This window comes from Bradyrhizobium sp., from assembly GCF_027307225.1.
Classification (GTDB): Bacteria; Pseudomonadota; Alphaproteobacteria; order Rhizobiales; family Xanthobacteraceae; genus Bradyrhizobium.
The window spans coordinates 44,597-60,895 of sequence record NZ_DAHUXJ010000030.1; the positions used below are offsets into that span (position 1 = coordinate 44,597).

General features: G+C 62.1%; 10 protein-coding genes. 7 read left to right on the forward strand and 3 right to left on the reverse strand.

Translation table 11 applies throughout. From position 1 onward, the window contains the following. Positions 1-189 precede the first annotated feature (189 nt). Together M6D32_RS05430 and M6D32_RS05435 are read left to right on the forward strand one after the other, a co-directional pair. On the forward strand, positions 190-1,359 hold the full coding sequence (locus M6D32_RS05430; RefSeq protein WP_298254123.1) for a TAXI family TRAP transporter solute-binding subunit: 1,170 nt from the start codon (positions 190-192) through the stop codon (positions 1,357-1,359). Beyond that, positions 1,329-2,102, forward strand: coding sequence for a hypothetical protein (locus M6D32_RS05435; protein ID WP_298254125.1), 774 nt, complete (start codon positions 1,329-1,331; stop codon positions 2,100-2,102). Before M6D32_RS05430 ends, M6D32_RS05435 begins: the two co-directional genes overlap by 31 nt. Positions 2,103-2,153: 51 nt before the next feature. Here the strand turns inward: M6D32_RS05435 and M6D32_RS05440 are convergent, their stop codons facing one another. Beyond that, a complete protein-coding gene (locus tag M6D32_RS05440) occupies positions 2,154-3,485 on the reverse strand; it encodes an MFS transporter (protein ID WP_298254127.1) in 1,332 nt (443 codons plus the stop codon). Positions 3,486-4,063: 578 nt separating this feature from the next. On the opposite strand from M6D32_RS05440, the gene M6D32_RS05445 reads away from it, so the two are divergent. Next, positions 4,064-5,740: an NAD(P)/FAD-dependent oxidoreductase gene (locus M6D32_RS05445; RefSeq protein WP_298254128.1), complete on the forward strand. Its 1,677-nt coding sequence runs from the start codon at positions 4,064-4,066 to the stop codon at positions 5,738-5,740. A gap of 45 nt (positions 5,741-5,785) precedes the next feature. Here the strand turns inward: M6D32_RS05445 and M6D32_RS05450 are convergent, their stop codons facing one another. Together M6D32_RS05450 and M6D32_RS05455 are read right to left on the reverse strand one after the other, a co-directional pair. Further along, positions 5,786-8,923 (reverse strand): efflux RND transporter permease subunit, encoded by a 3,138-nt coding sequence (locus M6D32_RS05450; protein ID WP_298254130.1) that lies wholly within the window; start codon positions 8,921-8,923, stop codon positions 5,786-5,788. Positions 8,924-9,721: 798 nt separating this feature from the next. After that, positions 9,722-10,495: a VOC family protein gene (locus M6D32_RS05455; protein ID WP_298254132.1), complete on the reverse strand. Its 774-nt coding sequence runs from the start codon at positions 10,493-10,495 to the stop codon at positions 9,722-9,724. Positions 10,496-11,659: 1,164 nt separating this feature from the next. On the opposite strand from M6D32_RS05455, the gene M6D32_RS05460 reads away from it, so the two are divergent. From M6D32_RS05460 to M6D32_RS05475, 4 genes are read left to right on the forward strand one after another with little or no spacing between them, the layout of a single operon-like run. Beyond that, positions 11,660-12,766: a sugar ABC transporter substrate-binding protein gene (locus M6D32_RS05460; protein ID WP_298254134.1), complete on the forward strand. Its 1,107-nt coding sequence runs from the start codon at positions 11,660-11,662 to the stop codon at positions 12,764-12,766. Next, a complete protein-coding gene (locus M6D32_RS05465) occupies positions 12,763-14,295 on the forward strand; it encodes a sugar ABC transporter ATP-binding protein (RefSeq protein WP_298254136.1) in 1,533 nt (510 codons plus the stop codon). The genes M6D32_RS05460 and M6D32_RS05465 overlap by 4 nt, the downstream gene beginning before the upstream one ends. Then, positions 14,285-15,283 carry an ABC transporter permease gene (locus M6D32_RS05470; protein ID WP_298254138.1) on the forward strand — a complete coding sequence of 333 codons (999 nt, stop codon included), beginning with the start codon at positions 14,285-14,287 and terminating at the stop codon, positions 15,281-15,283. The genes M6D32_RS05465 and M6D32_RS05470 overlap by 11 nt, the downstream gene beginning before the upstream one ends. Continuing rightward, positions 15,280-16,269, forward strand: a complete 990-nt coding sequence (locus M6D32_RS05475; protein ID WP_298254140.1) for an ABC transporter permease — start codon at positions 15,280-15,282, stop codon at positions 16,267-16,269. The genes M6D32_RS05470 and M6D32_RS05475 overlap by 4 nt, the downstream gene beginning before the upstream one ends. Positions 16,270-16,299: the final 30 nt, after the last annotated feature.

The window sequence follows — 16,299 nt, forward strand, 5'->3', positions numbered from 1 at the left end:
GGCTGCTCAAATCAATCAGTTGCTAGCGCTCCTTTGATTCCGAAGTTCGCATCGGAGGTGCCGCAGTGGTTTGCGAACTTCGGAATCGGAGCTCCACGTCGTGTTCACCAAATGCCGACCACGACCCGTCGGCTGAAGGATTCTCCTGAAAGCATGTCACGCCAGGAACGGGCCGGTTGCCGGAACAGCTTGAAGACGCCAACGCGCCGGCGGATCGCTTGGGGCATCCTGGCTGCGGTATTGTTTGCCGCACCGGTCGATGCGCTGGCGCAATCCGCGCGCGCCGGCGCGGCGAGCGCGCACAACGAAGCGGTTCCCCGGAAACAGGTATCGGAGAATCGGTACACCGCCGGATTCATCACGGGGCCGCCTTACAGTACCGAATTCGCGATGGTGCAGGACATCGCGACCGTGCTGGCGAGCGGCCAGAAAACCGGTCCGCACGGCGAGGTCGCGCTGCGGGTGCTTCCGATGGTGGGAACCGGCGGGGTCCGCAACATATCGGACCTGCTTACCTTGGCGGGCGCGGACATGGCCATCGCGCCGGTGGTTCTGGTCGACCGGCTACGCGACGCAAAGACGTTCGGGGATATCAACCACAAGCTCGTCTATATCACCCTGCTTCACACCGAAGAGTTCCATCTTCTCGTCCGGCCGGAAATCAAAAGCCTTGACGACCTCGCCGGCAAGACGGTCAGTCTGGGCGAGGCGGACAGCACCGAAGACGTGCTCGGGCGCGAAGCTTTCGACACCCTGGGCGTGAAGGTCAACGCCGTGAATCTCGGCCTCGACGCCGCGCTCGAGCGGATGCGGCGCGGGCAGGCATCGGCGGTGCTGCTGTTGTCGGGAAAGCCGATCAAACCGCTGCTCGCGCTCAACACGCGGCTCGACAATCTCCGCTTGCTGCCGATTCCGTATTCGCAGTCGCTGCAGCGCGAATTCCTGCCGTCGACGCTCGATCACGCCGACTATCCGAACATCATCGCGGATGGCCAAAAGGTCGAGACGATCGCGATCCAGTCCGCGCTCTTCGCCTACAACTGGCCGGCGGGGAGCCCGCGGTACGACTTGCTGGAGAACTTCACCCGCAGCTTCTTTTCGCGCTTTTCCGAATTTCTCGGCGACGGCCATGCCGCGAAATGGCGCGAGGTGAATCTCGCGGCACGGCTGCCGGGGTGGCAGCGCTTCGGCCCCGCCGAGCACTGGCTCAATCTGCAATCGATGGGAGCCGACGCCGCCCGCAACGGCAGCGGTAATGCGGGTAGCGCGCCTAATCCGGCCGCCAATTCGTCCGAGCAAAGAGACCAACTGTTCAGGGAGTTCCTGCAATGGCGAGATCGGCAGCAGCAGGGCAAGTGAGCGCGGGCAAACAGGGCTGCGCGCGCTGCCGGACGATAATGATCGCCGCGGCGTTGATCGTTGCGCTCGGCTCATTCGCCGATGTGCATCAGGCCAACGCGCAATATGTTCCGATGGCGCCCCCTCAGCGGCCGCCCTACCCGACTTACCCGCCATATCCATATGCAACACAGCCTCCAGGCCAGGTGGCGGAGCCTGCCGTAACGCGAGGGAGGGTGGAGCGCGCCGATACCCGACGTCGCGTCGGCCGGCTGCACCGGAAACCGCGCGAACTCGTTCCGGGAAAGCGGGCGGTCGCCGAAAGAGGAAACGTTTCGAGAAGCGGGAGGAATGTCGGGAGAAACGAGAGGAAGGTCAGGCGAGCAGCGAGCCAGAGGACGCCTGTCAAGCCAGTCGAAAACCAGCGCGAGGCCGCCGCGAAAAACGGATACAAGCGGGTCAGCGATCTCGTGAATTTTCCGAAATTTTTCCCTGGGCTGGGTATTATCTACGTCAAGCCGGACACGTTGCCGACGGGGCCGTATCTGTGCTTCGACCGCAAGGACCAGTTGGTCGCGACCGTGTACATGGTCTCGATCAACGACATCGACGATCACAAGGCGCTCGATGCGGCCGGGGTTTCCGGTCCCGTCGATCACGTGAGCTTCTACTTCAACCCGGGCCATCCCGGCATGGACATGCCGCACTACCATTTCGTGATCTGGCATGTGTCCAAGAAGGACGAGGCGCGCGTCGCCCAGTGACGCGCGATGGCCGCCGGGTCGTCACGATCCAGCGGCCACGGGGCACTCCGATCAAGGCCTGTCGTGCTCCTCGGAAATGTCCTTGTTGGTGTAGTCGGGCATCAACGAGGTCGCGATGATGCTTACGATCGCGCAGAACAGAATATAGAACGCGATCGTGTAGCCGGATCCGGTAGCCGCGAACAAGGCGGTCGCGATCAACGGCGCCGGCCCGCCGGAGATGATCGAGGAGAGCTGGTAGCCGATTGAGCTGCCGCTGTAGCGCAGCCGCGGGGTGAAGCACTCGGCGATCAGCGCCGCCTGCGGGCCATACATCAGGTCGTGCGGCACGAATGAAAGCACGATCGCGAAGAAGACCAACACTGGCGCCGCCGTATTCATCATGGTGAAATAGACAAAGCCGAACAGCCCGGTCAGGACCGAACCGATCAGATACATGCGCTTGCGGCCGATGCGATCCGACAGGTATCCGGCGAACGGAACGGTGAAGAGCGAGATGACGCCCGCGCAGATCAGGCAGATGAGAAGGAAGTCGCGATCCTGATGGATGACCTGGGTGCCGTAGGCGAAGACAAAGGCGAGATAGATATAGGCCGGCGCCTGCTCGGCCATCCGCGCCAGCGCCGCGAGAATGATCGATCGCGGTTGACGCTTGATCACCTCGAGGACCGGTACGCGTTCGACACGGTTTTCGGCCACGATCCGCCGGAACGTCGGCGTCTCCATGATGCCGAGGCGGATGTAAAGCCCGATCGCGATCATCACGATCGAGAGCAGGAACGGAATCCGCCAGCCCCAGACCAAAAATTGATCGCCGGAAATGCGGCTGAACACGAGCACCGCGATGTTGGCGAGCAACAGCCCGGCGGGAGCGCCGAACTGCGGCCAGGAAGCGATGAAGCCGCGGTGCTTGTTGGTCCGCGCCCACTCCATCGAGAGCAACACCGACCCGCCCCACTCGCCGCCGACACCGATGCCCTGGACAAAGCGGATGACGGTCAGGATGACGGCGCCCCAGATGCCGACCTGGCTATAGGTCGGGACGAGGCCGACCGCGGCGGTGGCAATTCCGGTCAGCAGCAAGGTGGCAATCAGCGCTGCCTTGCGGCCGATGCGGTCGCCATAATGACCGAAGATCGCGGCACCGATCGGCCGGGCAATGAATCCGACGGTGTAGACGGCGAACGCCTCGAGCACGCCAACGAGGGGATCTGACTTGGGAAAGAAAAGCTTGCCGAAGACCAGACCGGTTACCGTGCTGTAGAGCAGGAAATCGTACCATTCGATGGTGGTGCCCACCGTGCTGGCGATCATGGCGCGACGCAGTTGCGCCCGGTGGTCGGCTTCCGGCAATGGGGCGGCTGTGATGTCCAACGTCGTCATATGAATCTCCTTGGCACCCATCAGGCGGGCACCTGCTGGAAGGCGTTTCATCTCCACCCAAGAAGGTGGATGCTGGCATCGACTGCTATTTTCTTGTTTGGCCGGGGCGGCAGCGTCACGGCGCATGCCACCCGTGTCGGCTTTCGAAAGCCGATCCTAGTGCGGTGAATTTGAAGTTCCTATCAGTTTCGCGGTAACCTCGTCATAGGAACTTCAAATTCGAACCCGCACTAGAATCACACAATTGGCTAGTGCTCCTTTGATTCCGAAGTTCGTAAACGTGGAACCGCAATATGGTACGAACTTCGGAATCGGAGCACTAGATGGCGAGCGGCGCCAACCGTTCGCCATCACGGGAGCGAACAACCCTCAAGGGACACGGTCCTACAACTCCGGAAATCTAGCCCCGCGGTGCGCCCCGTAAATTCGACCTTGGTCTGCGATAAGCCTGCGCCGGGTGTCGCCTGGGGGTGTTGCGGAAGGGCCGCGCAGTCGCCGCCCGTTGGCGCTTTCAACTTCCAAACGGCAAGCATAGACTTGCTCGCGTAATCCGCGTAACAGCGTATCCCGAGGAGATGATGGGCGAGGCCAAAACCGATTACGAGGTGATTGTCGTCGGCGCCGGCGTGGCGGGCATTTACCAGATCAAGCGGCTGGTCGATCTCGGCATCGACGCCACCGTTCTCGAATCGGCGCCCGATCTCGGCGGCACCTGGTATTGGAATCGTTATCCCGGCTGCCGGTTCGATTCCGAGAGCTACACCTACGGCTTCTCGTTCTCCCGCGAACTGCTCGACGAGTGGCACTGGAAGGAGCACTTCTCCAGCCAAGGCGAGAATTTGCGCTACCTTAATTACGTCGCCGACAAATTCGATCTCCGCAGACATATGCAGTTCAACTGCAAGGTCGAGGCGATGCAGTTCGATGAGGCGCGCGACCTCTGGCAACTGAAGATTTCAGACGGTCGCACGCTGACGTGCCGCTTCGTGAGCCTTGCGATCGGCCTGCTGTCCGCGCCGACCATGCCGAAGCTGGAAGGCATCGCTGACTTCAAGGGCCGCTCATTCCACACCTTCTATTGGCCGCACGAGGGTGTCGATCTCGCCGGCAAGCGAGTGGCCGTGATCGGCACCGGCGCCACCGCCATTCAGTTGATCGGCGAAATCGCCGACAAGGTAGGCCAACTCACCGTATTCCAGCGCCGGCCAAACTGGAGTGCGCCGCTCAACAACAGCGCGATCTCCGCCGATGAAATGGCCGGCATTCGCGCGCGCTATGACGAGATCTTTGCCGCTTGCGCGCTGACGCCGGGCAGCTTTCTGCATGCACCTCAGGATCGAGGCTTCTACGAGGTGAGCCGCGAGGAGCGGCTCAAGCTATGGGACAAACTCTATGACGAGCGCGGCTTCGGCATCTGGCTTGCGAATTTCCGCGATATCTTCATGGATGAAGCCGCCAACGCCGAACTGTCGGACTATATCGCCGACCGCATCCGCCGCCGGGTCAGGGATCCCAGGGTTGCCGAAAAGCTGATTCCGAAGGATCACGGCTTTGGCGTGCAGCGCCTTCCGCTGGAGACGAAGTATCTCGAGGCCTATAACCGCGACAACGTACACCTCGTCGATCTCAGCGAAACACCGCTCGTTCGCGTCACCGGGAACGGCTTGCGCACGACGGAACGCGACTACGAATTCGACATCATCGTCTACGCCACCGGATTTGATGCCATCACCGGCGCCTTCGATCTGATCGATATCCGCGGCGTCGGCGGCGAACGGCTGGCGGCAAAATGGAAGGATGCGCCGTCGACTTTCCTTGGTCTGCTGATCCACGGCTTTCCGAACCTCTTGATGCCGACGGGTCCGCAAAGCGCATCCGCTTCGACGAATTTCCCGCGCGGAATCGAGAACAACGTCAACTGGTGCACGGACCTGCTGCAATATATGCGCGATCGCGGCTACACCCGCGCCGACGCCAGCCGCGAGGCCGAGGCGCGCTGGACCGCCTACGTCGCCAAGACCTACGAGATCATGCTGATGCGCAAGGCCAAGTCGTGGTTCACCGGCTACAACTCCAACGTCGCCGGCCACGAGGAAGGCACCATCCGCTACTTCCTCTACAACGGCGGCACGCCGAAATTTCGCGCGATCGCCAACGACGTCGCCGAGAAGGGCTATCAGGAGATCGCGTTCAGCGCGGGCGAACGTGTCGGCGTGCAGGCGCCGGCGGCTGGCGCATCGGCTGCTCGCTTGTGAACTTCAGCGCATTTCCTGCTGACCGGTGTGGGGCCTGCGGCGCCGCTACTCCGCGGCGTGTTCGATGTCATCCTCCGCTCCGGAGTCATCGGGCCTCCTGCTCCGGGTCCAGCGCGACAGCGCGTTGGAGAACGTATCGAGATAGAGATAGACCACCGGCGTCGTGAACAGTGTCAGCGCCTGGCTGACGACCAGGCCGCCGACCATGGCATAGCCAAGCGGCTGGCGGATCTCCGATCCGGTGCCGGTGCCGAGCATCAACGGTACGCCGCCGAGCAGTGCCGCCATCGTGGTCATCATGATGGGACGGAAGCGCAGGATGGCGGCCTGCCGGATCGACTGCTGCGGCGTGAGATGCTGGTCCCGCTCCGCGGCAATCGCGAAGTCGACCATCATGATGCCGTTCTTCTTGACGATGCCGATCAGCAGAATGATTCCAATGAGCGCAATAAGGCTGAAATCGAAGCCGAAGGCCATCAGGATCATCAGCGCGCCGACGCCGGCTGACGGCAGCGTCGAAAGAATCGTCAGCGGATGGATGTAGCTCTCATAGAGTATGCCAAGGATCAGATAGACCACCACCAGTGCAGCGAGGATCAGCAGCGGCACCGTGCCGAGCGACTGCTGGAATGCCTGCGCCGTTCCCTGGAAGCTCGAGCTCAGCGTCGCCGGCGCGCCCATTGTATCCATCGCGGCCTGCACGGCGCCGGTCGCTTGTCCGAGCGCAACCCCCTGGGCGAGATTGAAGCTGATGGTGACGGCGGGAAACTGTCCCTGGTGGGCGATGGCGAGCGGCCGCACCGGCACGCTGGTCCATTTGCAGAAGACCGATAGCGGCACCTCAGCATTGCTGATCGGGGAACGGATATAAAGCTTGTCCAGCGTGTCGATCCTGCCCTGCAGCTCGGGCAGGATTTCCTCGATCACGTGATAGCTGTTGAGCTGGGTGAAATATTGCGTGATCTGGCGCTGGCCGAACGCGTCGTAGAGGGTGTCGTCGATCAGCTGCGGGGTGATGCCGTAGCGTGCTGCGGTGTCGCGATTGATTTCCAATTGCAGGGTCGTTCCCTCGGTCTGCTGGTCGGTCGCGACATCGCGCAATTGCGGCAGGGTCTCCATCCTGGCCAGGATTTTCGGCCCCCACTGGTTCAACTCGTCGAGGTTGGCGTCCTGTAGCGTGAATTCGAACTGGGTTCGCGTGGCGCGGCCGCCGAGGCGCACGTCCTGCGTGGCTTGCATATAGAGTGTCGCTCCCTCGACCTTCGCAAGCTTCGGCCTCAGCCGCGCGATGATGTGCTGGGCGTCGGCGTCACGCTCGTCGTGCGGCTTGAGCGTGATGTACAACCTCCCCGAATTGAGCGCCGTGCCGCCGCCACCAATGAACATCGCTATGCCTTCGACGGCAGGATCTTCCTGAACGATCTTGTTGAGCTGCTCCTGGTGCTGCTTCATCGCCTCAAAGGAGATATCCTGCGACGCTTGGGAAACTCCGGTCAGAAAGCCATTGTCCTGTTGCGGAAAAAAACCCTTCGGAATGATCGTGAAGAGGTAGACGGAAAGCCCGACGGTGACGAAGAATATGGCAAGCGTTGTCCTGCGCCAGCCGAGGGCGAGATCGAGGCCACGCTCGTAGGCATGCAGCATCCGATCGAACAGGCGTTCGCTCCATTGGTAGAACCGCCCGTGCCGGGTCTCGCTGTGGGCGCGCAGAAAGCGCGAGGCCATCATCGGCGTCAACGTCAGCGACACCATCATCGACACGAAGATGGCCATCGCCAGCGTCACCGCGAATTCGCGGAACAGCCGGCCGATGACGCCCCCCATCAGCAGCAGCGGGATCAGGACCGCGACCAGCGACACGCTGATCGAGACGATGGTGAAGCCGATCTCGCTTGCGCCCTTGAATGCCGCCGCGAGCGGCTTTTCACCATGCTCGACGTAGCGGGTGATGTTCTCCAGCATCACGATGGCGTCGTCGACCACGAAACCTACCGCGATCGTCAGCGCCATCAGCGACAGATTGTCGATCGTATAGCCGAACACCCACATCAGCGCGCAGGCGCCGAGCAGCGCCAGGGGCACGGTGACCGCGGGAATCACCGTCGCCCAGAAGCTGCGCAGGAAGATGAAGATCACCATGATCACCAGGAAGATCGTGATCAGGAGCGTGATCTGCACGTCTTCGACCGCGGCACGGATCGTCAGCGTGCGGTCGCTGATGATCTTGATCTTGATCGCGGGCGGTATAGCCGCCACCAGGCGCGGCAACTGCGCCTTGATCTTGTCGACGGTGTCGATGACATTGGCGCCGGGCTGCTTGAAGATGACGAGGAAGACGCCGCGCTTGCCGTCCGCCCATGCAGCCTGCTTCATGTCCTCGGGCGCCGCGACGGCCTGGCCAATATCGCGAACCCGCAACGGCCCGCCATTGCGGTACGCGATGATGGTGTCGTTCCACTTGTCGGCGTCGAGCAGCTGGTCGTTGGCGTAGATCGTAAAGGCCCGCTTCGGTCCGTCGATGTTGCCCTTCGGGCTGTCGACGGTATTGGCCGCGAGCTGGATGCGCACGTCCTCGAGCGACAGGCCCTTCGCGACCAGTTTGGCGGGATCGACCTGGATCCGGATCGACGGCTTCTGCTGACCGCCGATATACACTTGCGCGACCCCGGAGATCTGGCTGATCTGCTGTCCGAGCTGGATGTCGATCGCATCGCTCAGGTGGATCAGCGGCACCGTGTCCGAGGTCGCCGACAACAGCATGATCGGCGCGTCGGACGGGTTGACCTTGCGATAGGTTGGGGGCGACGGCAGATTCTTCGGCAGCTGGCCGCTCGCGGCATTGATCGCGCCGAGGATGTCGTTGGCGGCGGCATCGATGCTGCGGTTGAGGTCGAACTGGATGGTAATCGCGGTCGACCCGAGCGAGCTCGTCGAGGTCATTTGCGCGATCCCGGGTATCTGCGCCAGCTGCCGTTCCAGCGGCTGCGCCACCGACGAGGCCATGGTTTCGGGGCTCGCGCCGGGCAGGCTCGCATTGACCTGGATGGTCGGGAAGTCGACCTGCGGCAGCGGCGCGACAGGCAGCAGCGGGTAGGAGACAAGACCGATGAACAGGATGCCCGCCATCAGCAACGACGTGCCGATCGGAAAGCGGATAAAGGGCGCCGATATGCCTTCAATCATGCCAGATCTCGCTAGTGTCCCGGTTCTGACATTCGTATCATATCGCGGCGGGTTCGTTTACGAATGTCAGAACCAAAGGGACACTAGCAACCATATGATTCTAGTGTGGCTTTGACTCTGACGTTCCTTCGGAGAACTCGCTGCAACACTGAAAGGAACGTCAGAGTCGCTACACCAGTGCTCCGATTCCGAAGTTCGTACCATATTGCGGCTCCACGTTTACGAACTTCGGAATCAAAGGAGCACTAGCCAATTATTTGATTCTAGTGCGGTTTAGAATTTGAAGTTCCTATGACGAGGTCACCGCGAAACTGATAGGAACTTCAAATTCACCGCACTAGTGAAGTGGGCTTGACATTCGCTCCCCCATCCGGCCGTGATCTCGCAACGCGAATGTCAAATCCTAAACTTCACTAGAATCTAATATTTGCCAGTAATCCCTATTGATTCTAGTACCGCTTTATCGATCTGAAGTCCCTGATCGAATTCGTCCCTTGTGGTGCAGGGACTTCAGATCGGCGGTACTAGGGCCGGCGCATTCCCCAAGGCTGGGAGTTAAAGACCGTAGCGCACGAACGTCCACTGCCTCAACCCTGCCCGGCGGTTCTCTCCTCGGGTGAAATCCGAGACCGCTTGTCGGCCGGCAGCATACCGATTCCGCCGCCGCTTGCGAACCGAAACGCCAGTGCCATCATTCGACCTTCGTCAAAAGGCGCCCTTTTATCCTTCCGAAACGACTTCCGGGCCCAAGGCGACCGGGGCCTGGCTACGACCGATGCCATCTGGCATCCAGGTGGCTTAGCCTTTGGTTTCGGTCAGATTGAACCGAACACCGCCGATGAGGACTGCCCCGTCGGTAACGGCAAGTCCACGCCTCCTGGCCATATCCCGCACCCGAGCCCGTTCAGTGACCCGGAGATCGATGCCACTCAGTCCCTCGCCTCGACCGTCCCGTGCCGGGACAAACCGAAGACCGGCATTATCGACGTCGATCCGCCACTGACCGTCGATCGGCCGAGCCGGCTTTCTTAATATCACGCTCCACTTCGCGGCGAGCCTCTCCGGATGATCGCTTTGCAGTTCGGCGCCGATGATGGCTTTGACGACCGTCGTCCGCACGTAAGCGTGCCAACCAGGACCGGCAGGATGATAGGCAGCGTTGACGCCGGCGCCTCCGTCCGACCAATTGATTTCGAGAAGCGTGCCGCCCGTATCGCGGGGATGCAGTTGCAATCCACGATACCCGTCCGACGCCAGGCGCGTCGCGATGCGAACGTCGATAGCGTCAACATGCTTTTGCCATCGGTCCAGTTCGTCCGTATCGAGAATGACCATGTATCCGCCATTCCCCTTCCGACGATCGAGATAACGACCCGCTGCCGTTTTGTCCTTCGTCGGCGCCACGATCTCGACGAACGAATTGCCGATCGGAAGCAGCGCGTTGCGGAGACCGTACTTGGCGACCGCAGGATCGCGATGGCATACCTCGATATCGAAAACCGCCATTAGATCTTCGACCACCGGCTCCAGATCGTGAGCAACCAGACACAACTGCCGCAATCTCAGAAACATGTTCGAATCTCCATTGGGCTGGATACATGATAGAGCGATATGCTGCAGCAGGCCAAAGCATCAAGACGACAGCTTCCGGCCCATCATCGAAGTGATGCCTGAGCGGACATCGACCCGCTGATTTGCCCGACGGGCAAATCATCAAAATCCTGTCCAGCCCACTCCGCAAAAATAATCCCCTTTCCACTTCGCTAAAATCAGCGGCATAAGCCGCGCCGTTCCCGCCCGCATCAGGGGCGTTTCGCGATCGTCACGAACGTTGGGCGGGGATGCGATGGACGCCTTGGCGCGATGGACGAAGCGCGCACAAGGCGGACGGCGAAGTCGTGTGGTCCTGAGACCTCGACGCTGGTCTCAAGCTCTTGGGAAGCTAACGCTTCTCAGGAGTGACGGTGGCAAGAAAGCCCGATCACCGGGGAGATCACGAAGCAAGCCGTTAAAACCATTCGTGTGCGGGAATGCCGGACTGCACCGGCGACCTGCGGTGACTAACTCGTGTGTTCTACTTTTTTACACACGAGGCCGTGGGTGCGCTGAGCACCCGGCATTCCCCACGCCCTCCTTGGGCGCGAGATGAGCGCACGATCCGGCCGCGTTTGCGGCGCGGGAACGTGGAGGCGTGTCCTGAACTGTCGTCCCGGCCTCGAGCCGGCACGACGGAAGAGGCCGACGGACGATGGGCGGGCCTTCGCCACGACGCGCGCGATTTCGTGATCGCAGCGCACGATTTGTTCCTAAGGAGTTCGCCGTCTTTGGGGTGGCGCCCTCACCTAATTGGGCGCAGAATTGCGTCGTCCTCGGCAAGCTCCCAATCGCCATTTCGCCAAATGAAACGATTGGCGACGGTCTTGCCGGGACAAATTTGCGCGCCGACAAGGCGCGGCTGGTGCTCCGATTCCGAAGTTCGTATCATATTGCGGCTCCACGTTTACGAACTTCGGAATCAAAGGAGCACTAGCCGATTACATGATTCTAGTGCGGTTTGGAATTTGAAGTTCCTATGACGAGGTTACCGCAAAACTGACAGGAACTTCAAATTCACCGCACTAGCGTGTTGAGTGCTCAAGACCGCGCGCGAAAGCGATCCCGGAAGCCGATGGCGATCCAGGCCCGCTTTCACGGGCGGACAGAAAAAAATCGAGCGAACGCAAAAGGGAGAAAACAATGACTGGACAATTCACCAGACGCGGGGCCCTTGGCCTCGGCGCGGCAGGTCTTATCAGCGCCGGGGCGGCAGGCGGCGTGCTGCTGTCGCCGCGGTTGGCATCGGCAGCTCCGGACAAGAAATTCAAGATCGCGCTTTCCAATTCCTTCATCGGGAACAAGTGGCGCATCGAAATGGAGAACGTGTTCAAGGCCGCTCTCCAGATGGAGCCGTTCAAGTCCGAGGTCGAGGGTTCGTGGTTCAACTCGGGCAACGACGTCAGCAAGCAGTCGCAGCAGATTTCGAACCTGATCGCCAAGAAGGTCGATGCGATCGTGGTCAACGCGGCATCCCCGACCGGGCTCAATGGCATCCTGACGCAAGCGACCGAGCGCGGCATCGTTGTCGTCTCGTTCGACAACGTCGTTACCGCGCCTTCGGTGCTGAAGGTCAACACCGATCAGGTCGCCTTCGGCAAGCAGCTCGCCGAATTTCTCGTGAAAAAGATGAACGGAAAAGGCAACGTCATCATGGTCACCGGCGTCGCCGGCACGACCGTCGACGAGGACCGCAACAAGGGCGCCGAAGCGGTGTGGGCACAGCACCCCGATATCAAGGTCGTCAACCGCTACACCGGCATGTGGGACTCGGCGACCGCCGAAAGAAACACCGCCGCGATCCTGCCGTCTCTGCCGCAGATCGATGGCATCTGGTGCCAGGGCGGAACCGACGGCGTGCTGAAGGCTTTCATCTCCGCCAAGCGGCCCTTGCCGCCCACGGCAGGCGAAGCGGAGAACGGATTCCGCAAGTTCATGCTCGGCTACATGGACCACAAGGTAGACGGGCTTTCCATCGGCCAGCCGCCTTTCCTGTCCGTGATCTCGCTGGAGCTGGCGCGGCGCATCCTCGCCAACAAGTATCCGAAGAAGGACATCACGATCCCCTTCCCGTTCGTGACCAACGATACGGTCAAGCAGGGCGAGACGGTGTTCGAAAAACTTCCCGACAGTTTCTTTACCGATTTTACCGACGCCGGCCCCAACGCGACGGTGAAACTGTGCGTGGAAGCCGCCACCGACGGAAAGGCGTGCTCGGGTGAACTCAATGTGAACCTGCCGTCGGCATGAGCGAAGGGCCTGCCACCGCAAGCGGGCCCACCGCTCCGGCGATCGAAGGCATCAAGCTGTCCAGGGCCTTCGGCGGGGTCCAGGCCCTGGCCGGCGCCTCGTTCTCTGCGAGGCGCGGCGAAGTGCATGCCCTTGTCGGGGAGAATGGCGCGGGCAAGAGCACGCTGATCAAGATCCTCGGCGGACGGCTGCGCGCGGACGCCGGCGAAGTGCGGCTAGCGGGAGGGACTGTCGAACTCGACAGTCCCGACGCCGCGCATCGCCACGGCGTCTGGACCGTGTTCCAGGAGCTGACGCTGCTGCCGTGGATGACGGTGGCCGAGAACCTCTTGATCCGCCGCGAGCCGCGCGGCGCCTTCCGCCTGATCGACCGGGCGCGCATGGCCAAAGAGGCCGACGCCGTCCTCGCCGGGCTCGGCATCCACAACATCGATCCACGCGGTCTCGTCGAGGACCTGTCGCTGGCCCAGCAGCAGATCGTCGAGATCGTGCGGGTGATCGTCCAGGACCCTGACATCCTGCTGCTCGATGAACCGACATCCTCGCTCGGCGAGAACGAGGTCGAATGGCTGTTCGGCCTCATCCGCGACCTGAGCAGCCGCAACAAGTGCATCATCTTCACATCGCACCGCTGGAAAGAGATCACGGACGTCGCCGACCGGATCACCATCTTCCGCAATGGCGGCGAACTCGGGACATTCACCGAGATCGACGAGAACAGGGCCGTGACGCTGATGACCGGCCAGCAGGTCGACGCACTCTATCCCGAGCGGCCGGCGCTCGAAGCGGCACGGCCGCTGCTCGAGGCCCGCGCCTTGAACGGACCGGGCGTTTCCGGCGTATCGCTGACGCTTCGTCGCGGCGAGATCCTCGGCGTCGGGGGACTGGCCGGGCACGGTCATCGCGAGCTGTTCTTCTCGCTGTTCGGCGCGGCCCCCACGACCGGCGGCGAAATTCTCGTGAACGAAAGCAAGGTCCGGATTTCGAACCCCCACGATGCGATCGGCCTCGGCATCGCGCTCGTTCCGGAGGACCGCAAGACGGAAGGCCTGATCCTGCCGATGTCGGTCGGCACCAACCTGACGCTTGCGATCCTGCCGCAGCTATCGGCGCTTGGCGTCATCCGCGGCGGCCACGAGGGACGCGCCGCACTCAACATGGTCGGCAAACTCAAGATCAGGACGCCCGGCCTGCGCAATCCGGTCCACCAGCTCAGCGGCGGCAACCAGCAGAAGGTGCTGCTGGCCCGCTGGCTGCTCGCCGATTCGCATATCGTGCTCCTCTATGACGTCACGCGCGGCGTCGACGTCGCCACCAAGCATGAAATCTACGAGCTGATGACCAGCCTCGCCCGCGAGGGCCGAGCGGTGTTGTTCTATTCCAGCGACGCAGAGGAACTGGCGCATCTGTCTCACCGCGTCCTCGTCATGCGCGAAGGACGCATCGCCGCCGAACTCGCGGCACCCGGCATCACGGCGGAGGATATCGTTTCGGCGGCAGTGAGAGAGGCGACCAGCATTGTCGGCTGAAGCAGCAATCGAGCGCCGCAGGACGCGCAGGCTCACCCATTTTCTCGCTCAAAACGTCGGGCTCGTGCTGGCGCTCGCGATGCTCGTCATGGCCGTCGTGCTTTACGGCGCCGCCTACTGGATCGAGCAGACGGCCCTGCCCGGCATGTTCGAACTGACGTCGACCGTCAACAACACCATGGCGCTCGTCCTTTGCGGCATGGGACAGGCCTTTGTCGTCGTCACCCGCGGGCTCGATCTTTCGGTCGGCGGCGTGATGGATCTCGCGAACGCGCTTGCGGCCGTCCATATCAAGGACTCCGTTGGCAGCATGGTAGGCTGGAGCCTTGCCATCCTGGCGATCGGCGCCCTGCTCGGTCTCGTCAACGGGCTGCTCGTCGCCGTCGGCCGCCTGCAGCCGATCCTCGTCACACTGGCGACGTTGTCGATCTATCAGGGGCTGGCGATCCGCGTTCTGCCGCAGCCGGGCGGCTCGATTCCGCCGGTCTACTCATCGGTGCTGGTGAATCCCAATTGGCCCACCGCGCTGGTCTATGTGCTGGTCGTCGCCCTGATCTGGTACGCCTTTCGCCGAAGTTCACTGGGCGTTTCGATCTTCGCGCTCGGCAATGACGAGCAGGCGGCGCGGGCGAACGGCATCGACACCGTGCGCGCTCAGATCGCCGCCTTCACGCTCAGCGGGCTGATGTCGGCCGCGGCCGGCCTGTTCCTCGCCGCAACGGCGACGGCCGGCGATGCGACGACAGGCAACGGCTTCACGCTGAGCTCGATCGTCGCCGTCGTCCTGGGCGGCATGAACCTGTTCGGCGGCCGCGGCAGCGGGGTCGGCGTCATCGCCGGAGCGTTCGTGACGACGATGATCGTCAACATCCTGTTCTTCTCCAACATCGACCCGCTCTACCAGTCGTTCTACGAAGGATTGTTCCTCGTCATCGCCGTCGTCCTCGGCGCGCTGATAAGCCGCCTGATGCGGCGGAGGTCGCGATGACCGGCAAGACGCCTTTTGCGCAGTTCCCCGATCGGATCGGCTTGACGAGGAGCGTTCGCAGGATCGTCTACGTCTATCTCGCCGCGATCGTGGTGTTCGCGGTCGGTCAGGTCGTTCACCCCGGTTTCGCGCGGCTCGACAGCATCGCCGCCATCCTGACGGTCGCGTCGTTCGTCGGGCTGGTCGCGGCGGGACAAACCTTCGTGGTGTTGATCGGCGGCATCGATCTCTCGGTCCCCTGGGTCCTGAACGCGGCCGCGATCCTTCTGGTGACGAGTTCGCTCGGACAGGACGGGCGCGCCGTCTATGCACTTCTGCTAACGCTCGGCATGGGAGCGGCGGCCGGCCTCGTGAACGGCGTCATCATCGCCTATCTCGGCGTGCCCGCCGTCGTCGTGACGCTTGCCATGAACGGCATCATGGAAGGGCTGACGCTGGGCTTAAGCGGCGGCATGACCTGCGATTCCTGCGCGTCCTACGCGCCGCCGTTCGTCCAGGACGCCGTCCACGGCAACCTGTTCGGCATCCCGACGGCGCTTATTCTCTGGGTCGTCGTCATCGCCGGCGTCTCTTTCGTGCTGAGCTTCACGACATTCGGCCGCAAGACCTATGCGATCGGCAATAACGCGAAGGCGAGCTATCTGGCCGGCGTCAACGTGCGCCTCGTCACCATGCTGCTTTACGCGCTGAGCGGGTTCTTCGCCGCACTCGCCGGCATTCTGCTGGTCGGCTTCGGCGGCCAGGCGTCGCTCGGAATGGGCGATCCCTATCTCTTCCAGTCGATCGCGGCAGTCGTCATCGGCGGCGTCTACGTGCTCGGCGGCCGCGGTCATTATCTCGGCACGGCCGCCGGCGCCGTGACGCTGGTCGCGCTGGTCAGCGTGCTCATGGCCATGAACATGCCGGACTACGGCCGCAACATCATCTACGGAATCGTCATCCTCATTCTCCTGCTTCTCTATGGTCGCGAGGAGAAGCAGGAGTGATCGCGCGCTTAAGTCCGAACCCGATGGTTA